The sequence below is a fragment of the Lacipirellula sp. genome, from assembly GCF_965279485.1.
Lineage (GTDB): Bacteria > Planctomycetota > Planctomycetia > Pirellulales > Lacipirellulaceae > Lacipirellula.
On sequence record NZ_CBDIIC010000002.1, the window covers coordinates 2,932,752 to 2,957,318 of the forward strand.

16 protein-coding genes and 5 tRNA genes are annotated in these 24,567 nt (G+C 61.2%); 7 read left to right on the top strand and 14 right to left on the bottom strand.

Annotated elements, in window-relative coordinates; genetic code table 11:
• Window positions 1–143: 143 nt before the first annotated feature.
• From rpoC to ACQY7R_RS19485, 14 genes are all read right to left on the bottom strand, one after another.
• Window positions 144–4,565, bottom strand: coding sequence for a DNA-directed RNA polymerase subunit beta' (rpoC, locus tag ACQY7R_RS19420; protein WP_428307209.1), 4,422 nt, complete (start codon window positions 4,563–4,565; stop codon window positions 144–146).
• A gap of 118 nt (window positions 4,566–4,683) precedes the next feature.
• Window positions 4,684–8,397: a DNA-directed RNA polymerase subunit beta gene (gene rpoB, locus ACQY7R_RS19425; RefSeq protein ID WP_428307210.1), complete on the bottom strand. Its 3,714-nt coding sequence runs from the start codon at window positions 8,395–8,397 to the stop codon at window positions 4,684–4,686.
• Window positions 8,398–8,742: 345 nt separating this feature from the next.
• A complete protein-coding gene (gene rplL / locus ACQY7R_RS19430) occupies window positions 8,743–9,147 on the bottom strand; it encodes a 50S ribosomal protein L7/L12 (protein WP_428307211.1) in 405 nt (134 codons plus the stop codon).
• 105 nt (window positions 9,148–9,252) lie between these two features.
• Window positions 9,253–9,774: a 50S ribosomal protein L10 gene (gene rplJ / locus ACQY7R_RS19435; RefSeq protein ID WP_428307212.1), complete on the bottom strand. Its 522-nt coding sequence runs from the start codon at window positions 9,772–9,774 to the stop codon at window positions 9,253–9,255.
• A gap of 63 nt (window positions 9,775–9,837) precedes the next feature.
• Window positions 9,838–10,515, bottom strand: a complete 678-nt coding sequence (gene rplA, locus ACQY7R_RS19440; RefSeq protein WP_428307213.1) for a 50S ribosomal protein L1 — start codon at window positions 10,513–10,515, stop codon at window positions 9,838–9,840.
• 84 nt (window positions 10,516–10,599) lie between these two features.
• Window positions 10,600–11,025, bottom strand: coding sequence for a 50S ribosomal protein L11 (gene rplK / locus ACQY7R_RS19445; protein ID WP_428307214.1), 426 nt, complete (start codon window positions 11,023–11,025; stop codon window positions 10,600–10,602).
• A gap of 96 nt (window positions 11,026–11,121) precedes the next feature.
• Entirely contained in the window at window positions 11,122–11,865 is a 744-nt protein-coding gene (nusG, locus tag ACQY7R_RS19450) for a transcription termination/antitermination protein NusG (protein ID WP_428307215.1), read from the bottom strand.
• Between the two features lie 89 nt (window positions 11,866–11,954).
• Entirely contained in the window at window positions 11,955–12,431 is a 477-nt protein-coding gene (secE, locus tag ACQY7R_RS19455; protein WP_428307216.1) for a preprotein translocase subunit SecE, read from the bottom strand.
• A 107-nt stretch (window positions 12,432–12,538) separates the two neighbouring features.
• Window positions 12,539–12,611: transfer RNA gene (locus ACQY7R_RS19460), tRNA-Trp, on the bottom strand.
• Window positions 12,612–12,685: 74 nt separating this feature from the next.
• Window positions 12,686–13,885 (bottom strand): elongation factor Tu, encoded by a 1,200-nt coding sequence (gene tuf / locus ACQY7R_RS19465; protein ID WP_428307217.1) that lies wholly within the window; start codon window positions 13,883–13,885, stop codon window positions 12,686–12,688.
• Between the two features lie 105 nt (window positions 13,886–13,990).
• A tRNA-Thr gene (locus tag ACQY7R_RS19470) sits at window positions 13,991–14,063 on the bottom strand.
• Window positions 14,064–14,177: 114 nt separating this feature from the next.
• Window positions 14,178–14,248: transfer RNA gene (locus ACQY7R_RS19475), tRNA-Gly, on the bottom strand.
• 39 nt (window positions 14,249–14,287) lie between these two features.
• A tRNA-Tyr gene (locus tag ACQY7R_RS19480) sits at window positions 14,288–14,369 on the bottom strand.
• Window positions 14,370–14,463: 94 nt separating this feature from the next.
• Window positions 14,464–14,536, bottom strand: a tRNA-Thr gene (locus ACQY7R_RS19485).
• A 450-nt stretch (window positions 14,537–14,986) separates the two neighbouring features.
• On the opposite strand from ACQY7R_RS19485, the gene ACQY7R_RS19490 reads away from it, so the two are divergent.
• The 7 genes from ACQY7R_RS19490 to ACQY7R_RS19520 all read left to right on the top strand — a co-directional run bounded on the left by ACQY7R_RS19490 (window position 14,987) and on the right by ACQY7R_RS19520 (window position 24,424).
• The gene (locus ACQY7R_RS19490) at window positions 14,987–15,877 is read left to right on the top strand and encodes a DUF4394 domain-containing protein (RefSeq protein WP_428307218.1); all 891 of its coding nucleotides are present in this window, start codon (window positions 14,987–14,989) and stop codon (window positions 15,875–15,877) included.
• Between the two features lie 211 nt (window positions 15,878–16,088).
• A complete protein-coding gene (locus ACQY7R_RS19495; RefSeq protein WP_428307219.1) occupies window positions 16,089–16,730 on the top strand; it encodes a hypothetical protein in 642 nt (213 codons plus the stop codon).
• 22 nt (window positions 16,731–16,752) lie between these two features.
• Window positions 16,753–17,457 (top strand): sigma-70 family RNA polymerase sigma factor, encoded by a 705-nt coding sequence (locus ACQY7R_RS19500; RefSeq protein WP_428307220.1) that lies wholly within the window; start codon window positions 16,753–16,755, stop codon window positions 17,455–17,457.
• Window positions 17,457–18,254 (top strand): anti-sigma factor domain-containing protein, encoded by a 798-nt coding sequence (locus ACQY7R_RS19505; RefSeq protein ID WP_428307221.1) that lies wholly within the window; start codon window positions 17,457–17,459, stop codon window positions 18,252–18,254. The genes ACQY7R_RS19500 and ACQY7R_RS19505 overlap by 1 nt, the downstream gene beginning before the upstream one ends.
• Window positions 18,255–18,493: 239 nt before the next feature.
• Window positions 18,494–19,531 (top strand): sialate O-acetylesterase, encoded by a 1,038-nt coding sequence (locus ACQY7R_RS19510; RefSeq protein WP_428307222.1) that lies wholly within the window; start codon window positions 18,494–18,496, stop codon window positions 19,529–19,531.
• A 159-nt stretch (window positions 19,532–19,690) separates the two neighbouring features.
• A complete protein-coding gene (locus ACQY7R_RS19515) occupies window positions 19,691–21,013 on the top strand; it encodes an efflux RND transporter periplasmic adaptor subunit (RefSeq protein WP_428307223.1) in 1,323 nt (440 codons plus the stop codon).
• A gap of 30 nt (window positions 21,014–21,043) precedes the next feature.
• Entirely contained in the window at window positions 21,044–24,424 is a 3,381-nt protein-coding gene (locus ACQY7R_RS19520; RefSeq protein WP_428307224.1) for an efflux RND transporter permease subunit, read from the top strand.
• Window positions 24,425–24,567: the final 143 nt, after the last annotated feature.

Sequence of the window (24,567 nt, forward strand, 5' to 3'; positions counted from 1 at the left end):
TTTCTCTAATTAGGGCCCGTCGATACGGGTGGAACCAATCAATTTATCGCAATGGGAACGCCTGTCAACGCCCGTTTGGGGCGGCCGCGACAGGGCTTTTCGCCCCCGGCGAGACGCCGGGAGCGAAATCGCTCCGTTATTTCTTACTCATCGTCCAAATCGTCGTCACCGGTTGGGCCGGTCATCATGCCGCCCAGCAGGGCGTCGAGGCCGGTCGGAGCGGCGGGAGCAGCCGGCGGGGCTGGCGAACGCTCGCCATTGCCGTGGCCATTCCCTTCGGAAATCGTCGGGCCGGCGCCATCGCCGCCCGTCCGCAACGCCGATTCCAGCAGCGGGAACGAACGCTCCAGCACCCGCTCCTTCTCCGAGGCCAAGGCCTCGAGAGCCGAAGGTTGGATGCGGACTTCCGATTCGTGAATCGTCTTGAAACCGGTGCCGGCTGGAATCAAGTGACCAAGAATGACGTTTTCCTTCAGACCGACCAGGTAGTCGGTGCGGCCGGCGAGGGCTGCTTCGGTGAGGACCTTCGTCGTTTCCTGGAAGCTCGCGGCCGAGATGAAGCTGCCCGACTGCACCGATGCCTTGGTAATGCCCAAGAGCTGGGTGCTGGCGGTCGCCATCTTCGGCTTCGAACCCTTCGCGATGTCGCCGCCGAGCGATTCGATCGTTGCGTTGGCTTGCTCGATCACTTCCTTCGGCACCACCGAGCCTTCGGCGAACTCGCTGTCGCCGCGGTGAGTGATCTTCAGGCACTTCGCGACCGCTTCGTTAGCGCCGCGGAAATCGAACTTGTCCATCACGGCGCCTGGCAACAGGTCGGTGTCGCCCGGCGATTCGATCTTCACCTTCCGCAACATTTGCGAAACGATGATCTCGATGTGCTTGTCGTTGATTTCCACGCGTTGGCTGCGGTAAACGTTTTGAATTTCACGGGTGAGGTACTGCTGCACAGCCTCTTCGCCCGAGATCCGCAGAATGTCGTGCGGCACCAGCGGCCCGTCGACGAGGGCCTCGCCGGCACGGACATGATCGCCGGCGTGAACTCGCAAGTGCTTCGAGTGCGAGACGAGGTGCTCGCGCTCGATACCAGTTTCGCTGCGAACGATGATCGAACGCTTGCCGCGCTTCTTCTCGCCGAGCAGTTCGACCAAGCCGTCGATTTCGGCGATGACCGCCGGATCCTTCGGCTTGCGAGCTTCGAAAATTTCGGTGACGCGGGGCAGACCGCCGGTGATGTCCTGCGTTCCCGAAGCTTCGCGCGGCGTCTTGGCAACGAGCGTACCCGGGGTGATGGTCTGACCTTCGTCGACTTCGATGTGAGCCCGTTCAGGCATGTAGTAGAAGTCGAGAATCTTGCCGTCCGCCGGGTCTTCGACCACGAGCTGCGGATGGAGATCGCCCTTGTGTTCGAGAATGACGTAGCGGAGCTTGCCGCTGGGGTCCTTCTCGCCGCGCATCGTCTCGCCTTCGACGAGGTCTTCGTAGCGGATGCGACCGCCCGTTTCGGCGATGATCGGGATGCTATGCGGATCCCATTCGCAGATGACCTGACCAGCCTTGACGATGTCGTCTTCCTTCACCGCCAACACGGCGCCGGTGGGGACTTCGTACTTTTCGACTTCGCGGCCCTTCTCGTCGACCAGCGCGATTTCGCCGTTTCGCGAAAGCACGACTTGCTGGCCGGAGTCGTTGGTCACCATCTTCAGGCGAGCGGTCTTGGCGATACCACCCTTCTTCGCCTTGATGTCGCTGTCTTCGACCGAGTGCTGGCCGGTGCCGCCGATGTGGAACGTCCGCATCGTCAGCTGCGTACCAGGCTCGCCGATCGACTGAGCAGCGATGATGCCGACGGCCATGCCTTCTTCGACCATCGAGCCGGTCGACAAGTCCATACCGTAGCAGCGGCGGCATACGCCGAGCGACGCGTCGCAGGTCATCGGGCTGCGAACCTGAATCTTCTCCAGGCCCATCTGCTCGATCTTGCGACCGATTTCGCCGGTGATCAGCTGGTTTTCGTGAACGATCACTTCGTCGGTGATCGGGTTCACGATGTTGGCCCGGCTGACGCGACCGCGAATCGAGTCGACCAGGTTCACTTCCACCTTTTCGCCGCGGTAGATGATGCCCTTGGTGATGCCTTGGGTCGTCCCGCAATCTTCCATCGTGATGACGACGTTCTGAGCGACGTCGGCCAGCTTACGGGTAAGGTACCCGGAGTCGGCCGTCTTCAGAGCCGTATCAGCCAAGCCCTTACGGGCGCCGTGAGTACTGGAGAAGTACTCGAGCACCGTGAGGCCTTCGCGGAAGTTCGCCTTGATCGGCGTTTCGATAATCTTACCGGACGGCTTAGCCATCAAACCACGCATACCGCCGAGCTGCCGCATCTGTTCGATGCCGCCTCGAGCGCCGGAGTGGGCCATCAGGTAGATCGGGTTGACGTAGCCGCCGGTGCGATAGTCGCTTTCCAGCCGCGTCATCATTTCCGACGTAATCTGTTCGCGAGCATGCGTCCAAGCGTCGAGCACCGAGTTGTAACGCTCGAGTTCCGTGATCACGCCGCGCTGGAACAGTTTGTTGAACTTGCTGACCTGCTTATCGGCTTCGCCAATGATCTTGCCCTTCGTATCGGGCGTGATCAGGTCGTCCGTCGCGAACGAAAGACCGCTGAGCGTGCTTTGACGGAAACCAATCTGGTTCATGTCGTCGAGCAACTCAATCGTTTGGCGGCGGCCGAGGATTTCGTAGCAGTCGCTAATCACGCGAGCGAGTTCGCTCGACCGCATTGCGATATTGTAGAACGGCATCCCCTTCGGCAGGATTTCGTTGAACATCACGCGGCCGACGGTCGTTTCGACCCGCTTGCCGAAGCCCTTCTTCTTGTCGAAGTCGTCCCGCATGCAGCGGTCCTTCGGCAACCGCACCTTGATGGCGGCGTGCGTCCCAACCTTGCCCGCGGCGTAGGCCGTGTGGACCTCGTTGAACGAGCTAAAGATCATGCCGTCGCCCTTTTCCTCGGGGACGGGCATCGTGAGGTAGTAGCAACCCATCACGATGTCTTGCGACGGGCTGATAATCGGCGAGCCGTTGCCGGGGCTGAAGATGTTATGCGTCGACATCATCAGCGTGTGGGCTTCGACCTGAGCCTCGATCGACAGCGGCAAGTGGACCGCCATCTGGTCGCCGTCGAAGTCGGCGTTGAAACCGCGGCAGACGAGCGGATGCAACTGAATGGCGTTGCCTTCCACCAGCGTCGGCTCGAACGCCTGGATACCCATGCGGTGAAGCGTCGGGGCGCGATTCAGGAGCACCGGGTGGTTGGTGATCACCTCTTCGAGGATATCCCACACCTCGTCGTCCTTGCGCTCCAGCATCTTCTTCGCCGACTTGATCGTGTCAGCGTGGCCGAGTTCCTTCAGCCGGCGAATGATGAACGGCTGGTAGAGCTCAAGCGCGATCTTCTTGGGGAGACCGCACTGATGGAGCTTCAAACGCGGACCAACGACGATCACCGAACGGGCCGAGTAGTCGACGCGCTTGCCGAGCAAGTTTTCGCGGAAACGACCTTGCTTGCCCTTGATCATGTCGGTGAGCGACTTGAGCGGGCGGTTCGACGAACCCAGCACCGGGCGCTTACAGCGATTGTTGTCGAACAACGCGTCGACCGATTGCTGCAGCATCCGCTTTTCGTTGCGAATGATGACTTCCGGAGCGTTCAGGTCGACCAGCTTCTTCAACCGGTTGTTGCGGTTGATGATGCGGCGGTAGAGATCGTTGAGATCGCTCGTCGCGAAGTTGCCGCTGTCTAGGAGCACCAACGGACGGAGATCAGGCGGGATCACCGGGATCACGTCCAGGACCATCCACTCCGGCTTGTTGTCCGAGTCGCGGATCGACTCGACCGTCTTGAGCCGATTGATGAGATCCTTGGCCTTCTGCTTCGAACCCGTCTCGCGCAGATCAACGCGCAGTTGCTCACTGAGCTTCACGAGGTCGAGGTTCTGCAGCAGCTTGCGGATCGCTTCGGCGCCCATGTCGGCTTCGAAGCCGCTCTCGCCGTATTGCTCGCGGGCTTGGCGGTATTCTTCTTCCGTCAGCAGTTGCTGCGGCTTGAGCGCCGTTTCCTTCGGATCGATGACGACGTAATCCTGGAAGTAGATCACTTTCTCCAGGCTGGTCGTCTTCATCGCGAGCAGGCTGCCGAGACGGCTCGGCATCGCCTTGAAGAACCAAATGTGAACGATCGGCGCGGCCAACTCGATGTGGCCCATCCGCTTGCGGCGAACGCGGCTGTGCGTCACTTTCACGCCGCAGCGGTCGCAGATCATCCCCTTGTACTTCATGCCGCGGTACTTGCCGCAGGCGCATTCCCAGTCCTTCTCCGGGCCAAAGATGCGCTCGCAGAACAAGCCGTCCTTTTCCGGACGGTAGGTGCGGTAATTGATCGTCTCGGGCTTCTTCACTTCGCCAAACGACCAGCTACGAATGTCGTGCGGTCGGGCGAGGCTGATCTTCACCGAGCCGTAGTCGTTTACCCGGTCGTAGTTCGCGCCTTCTAGAATGCTCATATTCGTTCCTCACTGGAACATGGCCGTGGGGCCGTGGTTTGTATTCTCTGTGCCGAGTCATCCGGCGCGCCGGACTGGTCGCTTGAGCGACCAGTCCAGGAGCGCCGCTTGTTCCGATCTACAAGGACCGCTTTTCGAGCTGCATATTGAGCCCGAGGCCGCGGATCTCGTTGGTGAGCACGTCGAAGCTCGCCGGGGTGCCAGCTTGCAGCGTGTTCTCGCCCTTGACCATCGACTCGTAAATCTTCGTGCGTCCCTCGACGTCGTCGCTCTTCACCGTCAGCAGTTCTTGCAGGATGTAGGCGGCGCCGTAGGCCTCGAGGGCCCACACTTCCATCTCGCCGAAGCGTTGACCGCCGAACCGCGCCTTACCGCCCAACGGTTGTTGGGTAATGAGCGAGTACGGGCCGGTGCTGCGGGCGTGGACCTTGTCGTCCACCAAGTGATGGAGCTTCAACATGTAGATGAAGCCGACCGTCGTTTCCTGCTCGAACGGCATGCCAGTGCGGCCGTCGTTCAGGCGAGCCTTGCCGTGCTTCGGCAAGCCAGCCTTATCGAGACACTCGTTGATCTCTTCTTCCGTGGCGCCGTCGAACACCGGAGTCACCGCGCGGAAGCCGAGCTTGGCGCCCGCCCAACCGAGGTGAGTCTCCAAAATCTGGCCCACGTTCATACGGCTCGGCACGCCGAGCGGGTTCAGCATGATCTGCACCGGGGTGCCATCCGGCAGGAACGGCATGTCCTCGATCGGCAAGATCTTGGAGATAACGCCCTTGTTACCGTGACGACCGGCCATCTTGTCGCCGACCGAGATCACGCGCTTCGTTGCGACGTAAACCTTGACCATCTGCAACACGCCGCTGCGAAGCTCGTCGCCGCGCTTCATCGAGTTGAGCGTCCGATCGCGTTGATCGATCGCTTCTTCGACTTCCGGCCACAGTTGCTTGTGAGCCTGCTGAACAAGCTTCTTGCGGTCGTCGCTGCGGATATCGAGGTTGTCGATTTTGAAGTTCACAGCCTGGTCGGCGACGAACTGCGCCTCTTGGTTGTGAATCAGCTCGTTGCCGTCTTCGTCGGTCAGCTTCTTGCCGAGGACCTTCTCGATTTCTTCCGCCAGGGCGGTGAACGCGGCGGCGATCTTCTCGTTGCCGCTCTTCTCCGCATCCTTCAGCGAACGCTCGAAGGCCTTGCGTTCGTCTTCCGAGAGGCTCATTCGGCGGGAGAACTTCTGGGTGTCGATGACGATGCCTTCGACGCCCGACGGGACTTCCAGCGAGTCGTTCTTCACGTCTTCGCCGGCGCGACCGAAGATCGCGTGCAGCAGCTTTTCTTCCGGCGTGAGCTCGGTCTTGCTCTTCGGCGAGACCTTGCCGACGAGGATGTCGCCCGGCCAGACGAAGGTGCCGACCCGCACGATGCCGCTCTCATCGAGATTGCGGAGAGCCTTTTCGCTGACGTTCGGGATGTCGCGAGTGAATTCCTCGCGTCCCAGCTTCGTTTCGCGAATTTCGACGTCGAACTCCTCGATGTGAATCGAGGTGTAGGTGTCGTTATGAACTAACTCTTCGCTGATGATGATCGCGTCTTCGAAGTTGTAGCCTTCATACGACATGAACGCGACGAGGACGTTGCGTCCCAGGGCGAGGTCGCCCTTGAACGTCGCGGCGCCGTCAGCAATGACTTCGCCCTTCTCGACCTTGTCGCCGATCTTCACCAACGGCTTCTGGTTCTGACACGTCCGCTCGTTAAGGCCCACGAACTTGCGAAGTTCGTGCTTCTCTTGGCCGATTTCAATCCGGCTCGAGTCGACGTATGTGACCGTTCCCTTGTGACCGGCCCGCACCAACATGCCCGAGTGACGAGCGACGTCGCGCTCAAGACCCGTGCCGACGATTGGCGGCTCGGCGATCAACAGCGGCACCGCTTGGCGCTGCATGTTAGAACCCATGAGCGCGCGGTTGGCGTCGTCATGTTCGAGGAACGGAATCAAACCAGCCGACACGCCGATCATCTGGCTCGGCGCCACGTCGGTGTACTGGATCTTTTCCGTCGGCACGACCATGAAGTCGCTGCGGTAACGAGCGACGACCGTATCGCCTTGAATCTCGTTGTTCTTCACCGGCACGTCGGCCGAGGCGACGTAGGCGTCCGACTCTTCGTCGGCACGCAGCCACACCACCTCTTCGGTCAACTTGCCGTTCTTCACCTTGCGGTACGGCGTGACCAGGAAACCGTAATCATCGACCGTGGCGTACATCGCCAAGCTCGAGATTAGACCGATGTTCGTACCTTCCGGCGTTTCAATCGGGCAGATACGACCGTAGTGCGAAATGTGAACGTCGCGGACTTCGAAGCCAGCCCGCTTACGATTCAAACCGCCCGGGCCGAGGGCAGACAACCGGCGTTCGTGCGTGAGCATCGACAGCGGGTTCGTCTGGTCGACGACCTGCGACAGTTCGCCGCGGCCGAAGAAGTACTCGATCGCGGCCGAGATGCTCTTCGGGTTGATCAGGCTCCGCGGCGTCATGTCGGCCGCGTCCTTAAGGCTCATCCGCTCTTGCACGGTGCGGCGGAGCTTCAGGAAGCCCTTGCGGATTTCATCGCACGCCAGCTCGTCGATCGTCCGCAGACGACGATTGCCGAGGTGATCGATGTCGTCGACGTACGCTTCGTTCTCGCCGGCCACGAGCAACAACAGATAGTTGATCGCCGCAACCAAATCTTCCGGACGCAGCACCATTTCGTCTTCGGAGACGTTCAGGTTCAGCTTCCGGTTCATGCGGAAGCGACCGACGCGACCGAGACGGTAGCGATTGGCGTCGAAGAACTTTTCGCTGAACAGCGCGCGAGCCTTCTCAAGCTGCGGCGGGTTGCCCGGACGCAGACGTTGGTAAATCCGGAGCAACGCCTCCTCATGGCTCGACGTGTTGTCGTCGGCCAGCGCGTTGAGCAAATGCGGCGTCTTCGGCGGGTCCATCACGTCGACTTGCTTGATCCCCGACGTGCAGATGATTTCTGCAACGTTCTTGGTGATCCGCTGGCCCGATTCAATGATGATTTCGCCGGCGCGTTCGCTCTCGGCGGGGTAGACCACGTCTTCGACCGCGACCTTGCCTTCGAGCTTGCCGGCACTGCGACCGTCGACGACCTTCTGCTTTGTCACCGGGTAGAAGCGACGGAGAATCTCGGCGTCGGAGCCCAGCTCGGGCGACATCGCCCGCAGCAGCGTCATTGCAGAGAACTTACCGCTCTGGTCGATGCGGACCGTGACGCTGTCCTTCTTCGTGGTGTTCAGCTCAATCCAGCTGCCACGCTCCGGGATCACCCGGCACGAGTACATGCGACGCTCGCCCGGATCCATTTCCGAGACGAAGTCGATGCCCGGCGACCGGTGCAACTGCGACACGACGACGCGCTCGGCGCCGTTGATGATGAACTCGCCGCCGCCGAGCATGATCGGCAGATCGCCGAGATAGACCTCTTCCTCGACCGGCTGATCTTTGAGCAAGCGCAGCCAGATGCGGAACGGCCGACCATAGGTCAGGCGCAGCTGCCGACATTCGTCCATGCTGTAGCGCGGCTTGCCGAGCTCGTAGCGGACGTATTCAAGCTTGATCGTCTTGTCGTAGCTCTCGATCGGGAAGATTTCCTGCAGGACCGCCTCAAGGCCCTCGCTCTTCCGCTTGGCGGTGGAACCGCCGTTGTATTGCAGGAACCGCTCGTAGCTTTCGGTCTGAATCTGGGTGAGATCAGGAAGGTCGAACGATTCTCGGCCGCTGCCGAAGCTACGAATGTTCTGGGTGACCAGCCGCCGCTGAGCCGTGACTGCCATAGGGCTTGACTGCTCCGTTCTAACGAGGTGGGAACCTAATCCGCGCGCCGCAATCTAGCCGATTGAATGAATGCCCCTCGCTCTGTTCCCCTCTAGCCGGCGGACCACGTCCTCCGGAAACCGGAACGCATGGCGATCCGGCTAGCGCGAACTTAGCTAGCTTTCAACAAACGACAAACGCAGCCAAGAGGCCGTGCTACCTCTTCGCTGCTTCGCACGTTAGGCAAGTATATCGAAACTGCGTCGCTCTGGAGCGCCGCTACCGCATCAAGCCGTTCGGAAGCGCAAAGCGGCGACCCCGGCGCGTGAGCGCCAGGGGTCGCGCGATGCGATGCAGCCAAACAGTTACTTGATGGTGACCTTGGCGCCAGCTTCTTCGAGTTCCTTCTTCAGCTTCTCGGCCTCTTCCTTCGAGACCCCTTCCTTCACCTTGCTCGGGACGCCTTCGACCAGGTCCTTGGCTTCCTTCAGACCCAAGCCGGTGGCGCTGCGGACGACCTTGATCACGTTGATCTTGTTGTCGCCGAAGCTGTCCATGATCACGTTGAATTCGGTTTGCTCGGCGGCAGCTTCAGCAGCCGGACCAGCCGGGCCGGCCATCATCACCGCGCCGCCAGCGGCCGGTTCGATGCCGTGGACGTCCTTCAAGTAATCGCTCAGTTCCTTGGCTTCCTTCAGCGTCAGCTTGACGATGTCGTCGCCCAGCTTCTTGGTCGCGTCGGAAAATTCGATAGTGGCTGCATCGCTCATGACTAACTACCCTTTCGCAAGTGTGGGCGTTACGCCCAATGTGAATTAAGTTTTTTTGATTTATGTGATTGGAGAATTGCAGACGTTCGCCGTGACTACGACCGCTCAACCCTCTTCTTCGCTCTTCTTTTTGACCTGGCTCGCCAACTTGGCGCCTGGCCCCAGCAGTTGGGAAGCCAACTTCGCTCCAGGAGACAGAATCTGCCCCACGAGCAAGCTAAGCTGTTCGCCGCGGCTGGGCCATTTGCTGACCTTCTTCACGTCTTCGGCCGACAGCCGCGTTCCGTCCATCGAGCCGCCCTTGGGGGCGAACGGAGCGTACGCTTTGTCGTCGGTGTACTTCGTGATTTCCTTGGCCAGCGAGACGATGTCCTCGGCGCCCCAGACGATCGTCGCCGACCCTTCGCTGCCTTCGAAGGCTGCCGAGAGTGCAGTCCCTTCAGTCGCGCGACGGGCCAGGCTCGTCTTCACCATGAGCATCTTGATGCCCTTCTGGCGAAGCTGCTTCCGCAACTCGACGTTCTTGTTGGCTTCCAAGCCCGCGATATCGACGACCAGCACGTCGCTGACGCCGTCCAGACGCTTCTTTAAGTCGTCGGTAATCAGGTCTTTTAGGTATTTGCTCATATAAAAACTCTCACAGCGAGCCGGGTCGTTTCGACCTCGGCGGCTCATTGATTGATTTGAGAACTAGATCGCCAACCGCACGCTGGGGGTCATCGCGCCGCTCACATGAGCGCTCTTCACGTAGATCCCCTTCACAGCCGACGGCTTGAGCGACACGACGCGGTCGACGAACGCCTTGGCGTTCTCAGCCAGCTTTTCGGCGTCGAAGCTCAGCTTGCCGATCGGGGCGTGGACGTTGCCAGCCTTATCGTTGCGGAACTCGACCTTACCGGCCTTGTACTCGGCGACGGTCTTGGCGACGTCGGGAGTAACGGTGCCGGCACGGGGCGACGGCATCAAGCCGCGCGGGCCGAGGACGCGACCGAGCGGGCTCACGACCTTCATCATGTCGGGGGACGCGATGCAGGCATCGAAATCCATCCAGCCGCCCAGGATCTTCTGAGCGAGATCCTCTTCACCGACTTCGTCGGCGCCGGCCGCCTTGGCCGCATCGGCCTGGGCGCCCTTGGCGAAAACCACCACGCGAAGTTGCTTGCCGATACCGTGCGGCAGCACGATCGAGCCGCGGACGATCTGATCGGCCTGGGCCGCGTCGACGCCGAGACGCAAGACGATGTCGACCGTTTGGTCGAACTTGGTGGCGCTAAACTGCTTCAGAGCCGTCACCGCTTCGGCGATCGGCATCGCGTCGGCCGGCCGCTTCTTGGCGGAGGCCTTCATTCTTTTGCTAACTGTGGGCATGGAAGGTGCCGTTATGACAGTGAGTAAGTTGGTTGTACGGAGCGAACGACATAGGCCGAACGCTCACCCGGCGAGATCGCCGCGCTAGCCTTCGACCACTAGGCCCATGCTGCGCGCCGTGCCTTCGATCATGCGAACCGCGTGATCGACGTCACGCGAATTCAGATCGTTCATCTTCAGCGTTGCGATCTCGGCCAATTGAGCGCGAGTGACCGTGCCGACTTTCGTCTTGTTCGGCACGCCCGAGCCCTTCGCCAAACCCGCGACCTTCTTCAGCAAGACGGCCGCTGGCGGACTTTTGGTATAGAAATCGAACGACCGGTCGTTGTAGACGCTCACCACCACCGGAATCATCATTCCAGCGGCTTCTTTCGTCCGATCGTTGAACGCCTGGACGAACTGGCCCAGGTTGATGCCGTACTTACCGAGCGAAGTACCAACCGGCGGCGCAGGCGTCGCCTGGCCTCCCGGAATCTGGAACTTCGCAACTCCGACTAACTGTTTTGCCATTGCACTTTCCGTTGTTGGTAGTCAACGGTCTGCCCGACGGAACTCGGCTTCCGAACTCGACGACAGTCGCGTTCGACGCCGACGCCTGCAGACCTCCTACACGCCTTCAACTTGCCAATATTCCAGCTCGACCGGCGTACTCCGGCCGAAGATGCTGATCATCACTTGGACCTTGCCGCTCTGCGGGTCGATGGTTCCAACTTCGCCTTCGAACCCTTCGAACGTGCCGTCCTTCACCTTGACGCGGTCGCCCGTTTTGAACTTGATGTCCAGCTTTGGCGAGTCGTCCGATTCCTCTTCGTCCGTTTGCACGATCCGAGCGATCTCGTGAGCGAGCATCGGCTGCGGCTTGCCGCCGGCGCCGGTGAAATCGCCAATTCCCGAGGTCTCGCGAATCGCAAACCAACTGTCGTCGTTGATGTTCATCCGGACGACGATGTAGCCGGGATAAAGCTTCCGCTCGACGATCTTTTTCTTGCCGCTCTTGAACTCGGTCACTTTTTCCGTCGGGACGAGAATATTCTCGATGTCGACGTACTTCTGCAACCCTTCGATCGCGACCTTGCGCTTTAACGCGTCGGCGATTGAGCGCTCGCGGTTGCTTTGCACCTTCAGGATGTACCAATCCATTTGGATTGGGCCCTGAGGTTCGGCAGCCTTTTTTGCTGCGATCTCGGCGTCCGTCGACACGGCCGAAGCCCGCGAAAGCGGCTTTTGCTCGACCGGGATGACTTCCGAAGGATCGTCGTCGGTTTCAGGCTCAACGACTGCAGGCGCCGACGAGTTCGCACCCGTGGCGTTCAATTCGTCGTCCAGCTTGTTCGGCTCCTCGCTGCTCACCGCTTGTATGCCTTCTTCCCGCCTACTAATTGGAATATTTCATCCGCCGCCTGCAGAGCAGTCGGCGGGATGCTTTCGAACGCGAGTTACTAGAAGAAGTTCACAATCTTGCCGAACACGTCGAGCAAGACGCCAATAAACCACTTCAAGAACAAATCGTATCCGAGCAAGATCGCCGTCATGAAAAAGATCACCACCAAGACGACCATCGACGCCCGAAAAAGCTCGCCCCGGCTCGGCCAGGAGACCTTTCCCATCTCATTTTCAACCGAGATCAGGAACTCGGCGAACTTCGGCATGTTGACGACGCGAAACGCCGCCCACGCCCCGATCGCCAGCACAATCATCGGCAACACGTATCTCGCCACGACGGCGGGCGCGATTTTGTCACGCAAAGCCGGCGGTACGAAATACGCCCCGAACTCCGGCGTTGCGCCGGAACTCATCGTCCACGCTCCGACCGCCGCGACGGCCAACAGCGCAAAAAACGTGGCCTGCCGGGCCACCTTGCCCTGATTTCGCTTATACCGCGAAGCGGTGAATATTCCTGCGATTAACTCAGCCACGTTAGTCTTTCCAAAGAGCTATGAGCGACGAGCGACGAGTTGCGAGTGAAATCCGTTACTCGCCGACAACTCGAAACTCGAAACTCCTTACTCGCTACTCCCGAATGCAGGGGCGGCGGGAATCGAACTCGCAACCCCCGGTTTTGGAGACCGGTGCTCTGCCAATTGAGCTACGCCCCTGTGTGAAAGAAAAAATCGGAACGGGGGAAGGCGATTGAAATCGCCCTCCCCTTCCGTTTTTACTTTCGCTTGAACTACTCGACAATCTTCGTCACGACGCCCGAACCAACCGTGCGACCGCCTTCGCGGATCGCGAAGCGAACGCCGTCGTCCATAGCGATCGGCTTCATCAGCTCGACCGACAGACGGGCATTGTCGCCAGGCATGCACATTTCGGCGTCGCCCACCAAGTTGGCAGTGCCGGTGACGTCGGTCGTGCGGAAGTAGAACTGCGGACGGTAACCGCTGAAGAACGGCGTGTGACGACCGCCTTCTTCCTTCGACAGGACGTAGACTTCGGCTTCGAACTTGGTGTGCGGGGTGATGCTGCCGGGCTTGGCGAGCACCTGACCGCGTTGAATATCTTCACGCTTGACGCCGCGGAGCAGGCAACCGACGTTGTCGCCAGCTTGGCCCTGATCGAGGCTCTTGTTGAACATTTCAACGCCCGTGCAGGTCGTCTTGGTCGGGGCATCGGTCAAACCGATGATCATGACTTCCTCGCCGACCTTCACGACGCCGCGCTCAATACGACCGGTGGCAACGGTGCCGCGGCCTTCGATCGAGAAGACGTCTTCGATCGCCATCATGAACGGCTTGTCGATTTCGCGGACCGGCTCGGGGATGTAAGCATCGATCGCTTCCATCAGCTCGGTGATGCACTTCGACTTCTCCGGATCGGCCGGGTTGTCATAAGCGGGCTTCGAGGCGCCACGGATGATCGGCACGTCGTCGCCTGGGTAGCCGTTCGAGGTCAGCAGCTCGCGAATTTCGAGCTCGACCAATTCGAGCAGCTCCGCGTCGTCGACCAGGTCGACCTTGTTCAAGAAGACCACAATACGCGGCACGCCGACCTGACGGGCCAGCAGAATGTGCTCGCGGGTTTGCGGCATCGGACCGTCGGCAGCCGACACAACCAGGATCGCACCGTCCATTTGGGCGGCGCCGGTGATCATGTTCTTAATGAAGTCGGCGTGGCCCGGGCAGTCGATGTGGGCGTAGTGACGATTCGGGGTCTCGTACTCGACGTGCGACACGGCGATGGTCACCGTCTTGGTCGCGTCGCGGACCGTACCGCCCTTGGCGATTTCCGAGTAAGCCTTCGCCTTCGCGAGGCCCTTGGCGCCTTGAACGGCCAGAATAGCGCCGGTCGTGGTCGTCTTGCCGTGATCGATATGACCGATCGTACCGACGTTCACGTGCGGCTTTGTACGATTGAATGTGTCCTTTGCCATTGTTCTCCCTACTAACTCAACACTTGTTTCATGGGGTCAAAATTTTTGCCCGCCAGCGAGCGACATGTCGCCGGCAATGGCTGGACGATCGAAACTAACATCGAGAGCTGCTGACGAGACTTGAACTCGTGACCTCGTCCTTACCAAGGACGCGCTCTACCAACTGAGCTACAGCAGCAAAGAATCAAAAGCCGTCAGCTTTCAGCACTCAGCCGTCAGCCCAGAAACTCACTTCCCGACAACCACTAACCCTTCAGCGGCAACCCAAAAGCCGACGCTGACAGCACTTCGAAGCGGGTGAAGGGAATCGAACCCTCGTATTCAGCTTGGAAGGCTGCTGCTCTACCATTGAGCTACACCCGCAAACCTAACCTCTTACTAGCTCTAGCACTTAGCTTCTAGTGGGGAGTACAGGATTCGAACCTGTGAAGGCATAGCCATCAGATTTACAGTCTGACCCGTTTGACCGCTTCGGTAACTCCCCGACGTACTCCTCTAACCACCGCAAAGCCGATTTACCGAAGACCGTCGGTCGCAGCAAAACCGTCCCGGGCGGCGAAAACTCTCTCTATCGACAGAGCTAGCGGAGGGACTTGAACCCACAACCTGCTGATTACAAATCAGCTGCTCTGCCAATTGAGCTACGCTAGCCGGGGTGGGGCGAGCTTGTGCGAATCAACTAATATACCGAAGCCGCAAGGGGTGACAAGGCGGCCTCTAGCGAATTTCGGACCGCATTAACAGGCTGCGCAAGCCAGGTACTGCTAGCAAAGAGGCGAAGACAACCAGCAGCCCGCCGGCAAACCGCGAACGGCGGAGCGACGCCCCACACCCCGCAAAGCAACCAAAGCCCCAAAGTCGAAGATTTCGACTTTTTAACGCATCCAGAGACATTTCCCTGGTCGTACCTTCCGTAACGGGGTAGGCTGGCCTCTCGTTTCGCGAGAAACCTAGCCACTTCGTTTGTCTCGCCGTTGATGGATCGACGGTTTCGAAGTGGCGTCCGTTTCAACTGGCGCTACAATTTCCGACTTATCCTCGGCGCCATCGACTGGGTCGACACCGCACCAGACCAGCAACTTGAGCTAGGAGTTAAGCTACATGAAGCGATTCACCGCGCCGTTGTGCGCACTGGCACTCTTTGTTTTCGGCGCCCAAGCGCCTGCTTCTGCGGAACTCATCTACGGGACGGTCAACGTTGGCACCTCGACGACCCTGGTAACCTTCGATTCCGCCGCCCCCAACAACCTTCTCTCCGCAACGTTTCTCACGGCGTTCAACGGCTCCTATTTCGGCGGCACGATTGTTGGCCTCGACTTCCGCCCAGCCAGCCGGCAGTTGTACGCACTGACCGCCAACGGCGGGTTGCTTACCGTTAACACCGCGACCGGCGCCACCCTGGCCGTCGGTGGGCCTAACCCCAATCTCAACGGCGTCAATTTCGGGTTCGACTTCAATCCGACGATTGATCGGGCTCGTATCGTCTCGGACGTCAACAAGAACATTGTGATGAACCCCATCACCGGCGCCGTGCAGTTGGTGGCCACCGACTTGGCTTACGGCCCCAGCGATCCTAACTTCGGCGTCGATCCGAATGTGGTAAGCTCCGCCTACAGCAACAACATCCCCACCGCCACCACGAGCCAGCTCTACGGCATCGACTCGGGCCTGGACATCCTCGTCACTCAGGCGAACAACACGGGCACGTTGGGCACCGTGGGACCACTGGGCGTCAACGTCGTCGGCGCAGGGGGCTTTGACATCTCTGGCACGAGCGGCATCGCATATGCCGCCTTCCAGCCGGCGAACTCAGCGCAGTCGAGCCTGTACACCATCAACTTGGCGACAGGCGCCGCAACCTCCGTCGGCGTCATTGGCAGCGGATTTGTCCTGCAGACGTTGACCGTGGCCCCGGCAATTCCCGAACCCGCAACGCTCGGCCTCGTGGCGATGGCCCTCGTCGCCGCTCCGCTGGTCCGCCGCCGCAAGTAGCGTCGACGACGCAACGTTTTCGAATGCCTCAGGCGGGCGATTCCTCGGAATCGTCCGCCTGTTTTTTGTGCGCACGTCGCTAGCCGGAACACCCTACGGCGCCCCGCCTCCAGCTTCCGCAGCCGCCGTTTTTGCCACCTCGGCGCGAGGAATTCGTCCGCTGAGTTATGTTGTGAAGAGACTCCCCAACCAACGATCGAGTCGGCAACGCATGGCGTCGTCCATCATTCAATTTCTACGGCCGACGTTTTTCGCGCTGGTCGCGTTCGCGTTCCTCGCCGGCATCATGAACATCTACTGGTCCGTGAACGCCTCATCCTCCATCGCTGGAATCGACTCAAACGAACTCGTCGGCATCGATCTCTCCAGCGTCGTCTTCCCTTCACCATCGCTCACGCCCGAGGAGGTTGTTCGTCTGCAACTCAAAGGGTTGAGCGATCCTAAGCGCGACGGCGTTGGCGTCTTGCAATGCTTCTGCCTCGCGTCGCCCGCCAACCGTTCGGTGACGGGCCCGCTCAAACGTTTCGGTGAAATGGTGCGAAACGCGCCGTTCGACGCCATGACGTCACCCTACGCCGTGCTCGTCGGACGCCCGCAACGTGATAACGACGTTGCTAAATTGCTCGTGTCGATCATCGACGGGGAACACAACGTACGCGTTTTCGCCTTCGTTCTGTCTCGGCAGGATGAAGAGCCGTTCACAAACTGTTGGATGACCGACGCAGTGCTAGCAGCGAATCCTCCGATAACGCCGCCCCCGCAAGATCTTCCCTCCGCCTTAACCGCGCCGCAGCCGAGCAAACGCATAGCGACGGACCTCTCCGCATCCATTTGCCGTCGCCAAACGTACTAGTGATAGGAACAGATATTTGTCCGTGAAGCCTGACCCAATGCCGAGCGACGACGCCCGCAACGGGTCGGGGGTGGACGCGTCTGGAGGTTTCTCGACCAACGAGATGCTGCGCGAACGAGGCCTGCCTAAGAGCGGCGAGTTGGAATCGATTCCAACTTCCGACGGATCGGAGTTACTCGCCGCGGTGCGTCTTGGGGATCGGATGGCGTTTCGTGCGCTCTACGATCGATTCGGAGCGGAATTGCTCGCCCTGTGCGAACGAATCCTCCGCCATCGCGCCGACGCCGAAGACGCCGTTGCCGAAGTGTTTTGGGAAGTTTGGAAACGACGCGATCGGTATGACGCCATGCGTGGACCAGCGCGACCTTACTTAATGACGCTTGCTCGCAGTCGCGCCATCGATCGCTTGCGCAGCCACGCAGCCCGCCCAGAAGTCCGCGCTGATTCCGGTTGGCGCGTGACGGAGCACGACTCGCTCCCCGCCGCGGCGCCGGCCCCGGACGAATCTGCGTCGCAAGGCGAAACCCGCGTCCGCGTCGTCGCGGCGATCGCCCAACTCGACGTCCGCCAGCGCGAAGCCATGGAACTCGCCTACTACGAGGGACTCAGCCATCAACAAATCGCCGAGCGACTTGGTGCGCCGCTGGGGACCGTCAAAACGCACATTCGCAGAGGATTGAAGAAGCTCCGTTACGCCTTACAAGGCCTACAAGCGGAGGATGACTGATGATCACTTGCGACCACTGCCGAAACGAGCTGGCCGAACACGCCCTGGGCCATCTGCCTGCGGAAATCGCCGCGGCAGTCGACTCACATCTGGCCGCCTGCCCGGTCTGCCGCCATGAAGCGGCGGCGCTCGTCGCCGCTTGGTCGGCGCTGCCGATGACGCTCGAACCGGCCGTTCCGCCGCGCGAGCTCTTCGACCGCATTGCCAGTCGACTAGACGATTGGGGCCCGCACGAACGGGAAGGCTCGTCATCCCCACGCGTGGTGACGCAAACGTCGGCTCGCTCGACGCTTTCTAGCAAGCAGCGAGTTGCGTCATACGCTCTTGCCGCAAGCATCTTCGTCGCGCTTACGGCGTCGTTCGTGCACATGATTCGTCCGGCTAGCGACGACGCTCGCCAGAGCGCCCACCTGGAAGAGTTGGCTCAGGAGTATCGCGAACTCCTTGCCAGAGAACAGAAGCGTCCCGCTAGTTCTGAGTTTCGCCTCGTTCAGATGAAGGGACCAACCGCCGCGAAGGCGTTCGTGATCTGGGACCTGCCCGGCGAGCAATGGCACGTCCACGTCACGGGCCTACCGCCTGTCCCGGCCGGCCAGGCCTATCAACTCTGGGCGCTAACGAAATCGAACCCGCTCCCCGGTCCGACGTTCGAACCCAATGTCGATGGCGTCGGCAGCGTGGTCGGCGGCTTCCCTGGCCTCTCGCCTGGGGATGGCGTGCGTGCGGCCGTCACGCTCGAGCCCGCAGGAGGGTCGCCGCATCCGACCGGCGCCCCGCTGCTTGAGGCCAACCTTTAAACTGCCAGCCGCCGCGCCCAGCAAATTTGCGAGAATGGCCCAGGGCCTTTGTCCCTTAAGCGAACCGGGCGCGACGTTTCTTCCACATTTGCCGCAGTTCCGGAGAGCAGATCGCTTCCTTAAGAATTTGTAGGCAACCCCCTTTTTGGTGCCAAATTCACCACCAATTACAATGTGGCCTATACAATGCGTACCGGCGTCCGCCTGCCACTGATCAAGCCCTTCGCGCTGCACTCTGTATGAGAAGACTGCTTTTTTCTTTTCTGTGCGTTCTCGTCGCGAGCTCCGCTTACGGACAAACGCCGATCGACGTTTATATCTTCGCCGGCCAGTCGAATATGACCGGCTATTTAGGCGGCCAGGGCGGTCTCCCAGCCGGGACGCTGAACCCGAATCCCAACGTCCTCTATAGCTACAAAGTCACCGGCCCCGTCTCGGGGCAGATCTACGATTCGACGTCGCTAGTTCCGTTGAGCACCGTCCTCTCGACCGGCTCCTCGGAAATGACGTTCGGCCAAGAGATGTACGAGCGCACCGGCAAAAAAATCGCCGTCATCAAAGTCGCCGCGAATGCGACGTCGCTCCACTACGACTGGAACATTCATAGCGAAAATTTGTGGTACGACGCGCTGGTCAGCAAAGTCACGTCGACGAAAGACCTACTCGCCAGCGCCGGTTATGCCCCCAACTTCGCGGGCATGTTCTGGACTCAAGGGGAAGGCGACGCAGCCACCAATTGGCAATCAGTCGTTTACCAACAGAACCTCACCGACTTCATTCAGACCTTAAGAACTGACATCAACGTCGAGGTGCCGTTCTACTTGAACCAGCTTCACGGCGGAGGTGTTCGGCCTTACATCGGAGCGATTCGCACGGCCCAGAACAACGTCGTGGCCACCGTACCGAACACCCGCATTCTCAACATCGACGACCTGACGCTGTTGGGCGACGGAATTCATTTCACCACCGAAACGCATAATGAAGTCGGACGGCGTTGGGCCGACCTGGTCTACCCCTCGGGCGACTTCAACTACGACAACGTCGTCAACGACCTCGACCTAGCCATCTGGAAAAGCACCGTCGGCACGACCGACATGCGCGGCGACGGCAATTCGGACAACGTCGTCGACGGATCCGACTTCTTGCTCTGGCAACGCCAAAACGCCGCGCCGCCGGCCCCGATCGCCGCCGTGCCGGAGCCGGCCAGCGCCGTGCTCGCACTCGCCTCGGTTGCGGCCCTTGGGCTTTTCCGGCGCCCTTCACGCGCCCGGTCGTAGGCGACATTTTCGCCAGATTATCCACGCATTTTCGCTGGTTGCCGCAAGCGAACGGGTGGCGGCGGCACTTCGACCGATCGGCGGGGTTATACTTGATACTGAGCCGTCGAGGCGCCAGCCGCCTCCGCCCAGCATCCCATCGCCCCCGCCCGTCTTGTCATGCCTGCGATCGCCCGATCTCATTCCGTCATCGCCTGCATAGCGGCGTCCGTGCTTGCGGCCGCCTTCTCAGGGTGCAGCCCGGCGACGCCCGCAGCGCCGAAGAGCGAGGCCACGGCTCCAGTCACACCTAAGGAAGTCGAAGTCGTCGCCGCCCAGTTGCTTCCTTGGCCCCGCACGGTCACCGTCCAAGGCGCCCTCCTTGCCGACGAAGACGCCGTGCTCGGTTCGAAACTCGCCGGCCGCGTGGCAACCGTTTCCGTTGACCTTGGTTCGATCGTCAAAAAAGGCGATCCGCTCGTCGCGCTCGACCGCAGCGAACTCAATCTACAAGTGAAGCTTGCTGAAGCCCAACTGCAACAAGCGTGCGCCGCGATCGGCATCACGCCGAACGAAGACGAAACAAAGCTCGACTTTGACGACGCGCCCCCCGTCCAACTGGAGCAAGCCCTCGTTGACGAAGCCCAAGCCGCCGTCAACCGCGCCCGTGCGTTGGTGCCGACCCGCGCGATCACCGGCGGCGAATACGACACGCTGGTCGCGCAGCTCCGCGCGGCAAAGGCCCGCTACAACTCGGCGCTCAACTCGGTCAGCACGCAGGTCGCGCTGATCGGCGTCCGCCGCACCGAGCTGTCGCTTGCCAAACAGCAGGTGATTGACTCGCAGCTGATCGCCCCGTTCGACGGCGTCGTCGAAGCCCGCCGCGTGTCGCCGGGCGAATACGTGTCGATGGGCCAGCCGCTCATCGCGCTCGTCCGCGCTGAACGGCTCCGCTTCACGGCCGGCGTCCCCGAAAGCCAGGCTCGCCAAATCAAAACGGGCCAGAAGGTCGAAATCCAAATCGCCGGCGTTGCTGAACCGATCCTCACGGCCGTGACCCGCGTCAGTCCGATCGTCACGCAAACGAGCCGCGCCGTCCGCATCGAAGCCGACGTGCCTAATCCGGATCACGCACTACAGGCCGGCCTGTTCGCGAAGGCCGACGTCATCGTCGACGCCGAGGCGCAGGCCCTCGCGCTGCCCGAATCGGCAGTCACCCGCTTCGCCGGCGTCGAGAAAGTTTGGGTCGTCGCCGACGGCCAAGCCGCACAAAAGTCGATCCGCACCGGTCGCCAAGAACGGGGCCGCGTCGAAATCCTCGACGGCCTCCCCGCCGGCAGCGAAGTCGTCGCCAACGCCGAGCAAGGCCGCACGGGACCGGTGACGCACAAAGCAGTCAGCGGTCAGCTTTCAGCGATCAGCCAGAAGGCCGAGGAGCCGAAGGCGCCCGCCGAAGAAGCCGCCGCTCCAACCAACACACCGTCCACGCCCCCCTCCGGCTGACAGCTAACCGCTGAGGCTTTCTAGCTCCCCATGCAATGGCTCGCCCGAGTTTGCGTTGAGCGTCCCGTCTTCGCCCTCATGCTAATTGCAGCAGTGGTCGTCGCGGGCGCCGCTGCGTATCCGCAACTCGGCATCGACCGCTTTCCGAACATCGACCTGCCGACGATTCGCGTCGCCACGAACTACCCTGGCGCCGCGGCCGCCGAAGTCGAATCGGAAGTCAGCCAGCCGCTCGAAGACGCCGTCGCCACCGTTGCCGGCATCGACGAACTCCGTTCGCTTTCGAACGACGGCGTCTCGATGCTGATGATTACCTTCCGCCTCGACGTCAACATCGGCGTCGCCTCGCAAGACGTCCGCGACGCGGTGAACAGCGTCCTCAACCGACTTCCCCCCGGCATCGATCCGCCGGTGGTGCAGAAGCAAGATCTCGACGCCTCGCCGATCATGACGCTCGCGGTCTTCGGCCAACGCGAGCCGCGCGAGCTGTACGTTCTCGCCGATCGCAGCGTTAAAAGCATCATCGAATCGGCCCGCGGCGTCGGCCAGGTGCTCATCGAAGGCGCGTCGGATCGCGCGGTGCAAATCAACCTCGAAGCCGACCGCCTTGCGGCGCATCGCACGTCGGTGATGCAGGTGTATGACGCGATCTCCTCGCAAAACGCCGAGATTCCCGCCGGCCGCGTCGACGCCGGGTTCCGCGAATTGAGCCTCCGCACGCTCGGCCGGTTGCCGAAGACGAGCGAATTCAACAACCTCGTCGTGTCGACCGTCGGCGACGTGCCGCTGCGGATCTCCGACCTCGGCGAGGCAGTCGACCTCACCAAAGAACGCCGCTCGCTTGCCCTGTTCGACGGCCAGCCTGCCGTTGTGCTGCAAGTGCAGCGACAATCGGGCGAGAACACGGTCGAGGTAATCGACGCCGTGAAAGAGCGGCTCAAGCAAGTCCGCGAACTCCTCCCGCCCGACGTTCGCGTTGAGGTACTCCAAGATCAATCGCGCTACATCCGCGCCGCGCTCCACGAGATCCAGCACCACCTCGTCATCGGCAGCCTAATGGCGAGCGTCATCGTGCTGCTCTTCATGCGGTCGTGGCGGTCGACGATCATCGCCGCCGTCGCGATTCCGACTTCGATCATCGGCGCCTTCGCCGTAATGAAAGGGATGGATTTTACGCTCAACAACGTGACCATGCTCGCGCTCGTGCTAATGGTTGGCGTGGTCATCGACGATGCGATTATCGTGCTTGAGAATGTCTTCCGCGTCATCGAAGAGCAACGCCTCGAACCGAAACGAGCCGCGATCTTCGGCACGCAAGAAATCGGCCTCGCAGTCCTCGCCACGACGATCTCGCTGGTGATCGTCTTCCTCCCGGTCTCGTTTCTCTCGAGTGTCACCGGCCGGCTGCTCTACGAGTTCGGCATCACGTCGACCGTCGCGGTGATGATCTCGATGCTGGTAAGCTTCTCGCTCACGCCCATGATGTGCAGCCGGATGCTGAAGGCGCCGAAGCAAGAAGGGGTCGGGAGCCTTTTGCGACTAGAAACCGCTCCATCCCCAGACGCCCCCCAGTCGCAAAAGGCTCCCGACCCCGTTCGCCACGACTCGCACGACGTCGCCTCTCGCCGCGGCTTCTACCGCTACATCGAAAACTCCTACATGTGGTGCCTCCGCCTCTCGATGCGGCACCGCTGGTTCATCCTCCTCGTCTCGGTCGTCGTCATCGCCTCGAACGTCCCGCTGTTCAACCTCGTCCAGCAAGACTACATCCCCACCGACGTCGACGAGGGCGAATTCGAAGTCCGCATCTCCGCGCCCGAGGGAACCAGCATCACGGCGATGGATCAGATGATCGCTGCGGTCGAGCCGAAGGTCCGCGAAGTCCCCGGCGTGGTGCACGTTCTCTCGACCGTCTCCGGCAGCTCGCCTCGCGGCACGAGTCAGGCGAGCATGTACGTCCGGCTCGACGACCTCGAAACGCGCACCTTCTCGCTCGGCCGGCTTTGGCATGGCCTGCTCGAAGGCAACCCGAACCAGGCGTTCGAGGGGAACTACAACCAGCGCGACAAGATGCGCGAGGTTCGCTCGATCATCGCCGCGTATCCCGATCTGCGCGCATCAGTCCGCAACCTCACGTCGTTCCGGCAAGGCGCCCCGGTCGATCTCGATTTCGTCGTCACCGGCCCCGACCTACAAGAACTCGCCGACTTCACCGACCGCCTCCGCGATCGCGTCGCCGAAATGCCGGGCCTTGTCGACGCTGACAGCACGCTGCGCATGGACAAGCCGAACCTGCTCGCTCACATCGATCGCGAACGGGCCGCCGCGCTCGGCGTCGACGTGCGCGAGATTGCCGACACGCTGCGGATCGCTGTCGGCGGCGACGACCGCGTCTCGCGCTTTTACGATTCGCAAGCCGACGACGCTTATGACGTTGAACTCCGCCTCCGCGGAGTCGACCGCGCCGACCCGCGCGACATTTCGCAGCTCTACGTTCGCACGGCCAATCCACGCGCCGCTGGCAATGCCAACCGCACGATTCCGGCCGCGGAACCGACGCTCATTCCTGGCCTCGGTTACGAAACGGGCGACCAACCGCTCACGCGACTCGACAACGTCGTGTCGTTCGAAGAGACCTTCAGCCCGTCGCGCATCGATCGGCTCGATCGCCTCCGCATGGCCGCCGTGCGGGCGAACCTCGCCCCTGGCTACGCGCTCGCCGAGCAAGCGCGACTCGTGCAGAAGGCCGCCGAGGATCTCGGCCTGCCGCCCGGCTACTCCACTCGCGTCGTCGGCGGCGCCCGCGAACTGCAAACGACGCTCGAAGAGTTTATCTGGACCTGCGCCCTGTCGTTCGTCTGCATGTACATCGTGCTCGCCGCGCAGTACGAGCATCTCATTCACCCGCTGACGATCCTCGCGTCGCTGCCGATCGCCATCCCCTTCGGCCTGTTCAGCCTGTGGCTCGGCGGCGAATCGCTCAACCTCTACTCGGCCCTCGGCATCCTCGTGCTGTTCGGCATGGTGAAGAAGGCGTCGATCTTGCAGGTCGACCACATTAACCAACTCCGCGCCGCCGGTCTCCCCCGCAACGAAGCGATCCTCGAAGGCAACCGCAACCGCCTGCGGCCGATCCTCATGACGGCGATCGCGTTCGTCGCCGGCATGGTGCCGCTGCTGATCGCCACCGGCCCCGGCGCCGAGGAACGCCGTTCGATCGCCGTGCTCGTCGTCGGGGGCCAAGCCCTATCGCTGCTTTTGACGCTGCTCGCCGTGCCGGTGATTTACTCGCTGCTCGACGACCTAAGCGCCCTGTTCGTCCGCCGCGCCGCCGCCCCCTCCACTACCCCGCCGCCCACAACGACGCCACCGGCAACGACAACGCTTTCAGGCCAGGTCGCAACCGCATAGCGATCAAAAACCCCCGCTTCTTCTTCGCGTCCCCTTTGCGCCTCTGCGCCTTTGCGAGAGAGAAAAAAGAATGTCTCTCGCAAAGGCGCAGAGGCGCAAAGAAAACGCTAAGAAAACAACGCGCCGAGTATTCAGTTCAATCG

Excerpts from the sequence above, each read along its gene's own strand:
- rpoC (WP_428307209.1), bottom strand. The coding sequence starts at position 4,565 with ATGAGCATTCTAGAAGGCGCGAACTACGACCGGGTAAACGACTACGGC.
- rpoB (WP_428307210.1), bottom strand. The coding sequence starts at position 8,397 with ATGGCAGTCACGGCTCAGCGGCGGCTGGTCACCCAGAACATTCGTAGC.
- rplL (WP_428307211.1), bottom strand. The coding sequence starts at position 9,147 with ATGAGCGATGCAGCCACTATCGAATTTTCCGACGCGACCAAGAAGCTG.
- rplJ (WP_428307212.1), bottom strand. The coding sequence starts at position 9,774 with ATGAGCAAATACCTAAAAGACCTGATTACCGACGACTTAAAGAAGCGT.
- rplA (WP_428307213.1), bottom strand. The coding sequence starts at position 10,515 with ATGCCCACAGTTAGCAAAAGAATGAAGGCCTCCGCCAAGAAGCGGCCG.
- rplK (WP_428307214.1), bottom strand. The coding sequence starts at position 11,025 with ATGGCAAAACAGTTAGTCGGAGTTGCGAAGTTCCAGATTCCGGGAGGC.
- tuf (WP_428307217.1), bottom strand. The coding sequence starts at position 13,885 with ATGGCAAAGGACACATTCAATCGTACAAAGCCGCACGTGAACGTCGGT.
- ACQY7R_RS19490 (WP_428307218.1), top strand. The coding sequence starts at position 14,987 with ATGAAGCGATTCACCGCGCCGTTGTGCGCACTGGCACTCTTTGTTTTC.
- ACQY7R_RS19495 (WP_428307219.1), top strand. The coding sequence starts at position 16,089 with ATGGCGTCGTCCATCATTCAATTTCTACGGCCGACGTTTTTCGCGCTG.
- ACQY7R_RS19505 (WP_428307221.1), top strand. The coding sequence starts at position 17,457 with ATGATCACTTGCGACCACTGCCGAAACGAGCTGGCCGAACACGCCCTG.
- ACQY7R_RS19510 (WP_428307222.1), top strand. The coding sequence starts at position 18,494 with ATGAGAAGACTGCTTTTTTCTTTTCTGTGCGTTCTCGTCGCGAGCTCC.
- ACQY7R_RS19515 (WP_428307223.1), top strand. The coding sequence starts at position 19,691 with ATGCCTGCGATCGCCCGATCTCATTCCGTCATCGCCTGCATAGCGGCG.
- ACQY7R_RS19520 (WP_428307224.1), top strand. The coding sequence starts at position 21,044 with ATGCAATGGCTCGCCCGAGTTTGCGTTGAGCGTCCCGTCTTCGCCCTC.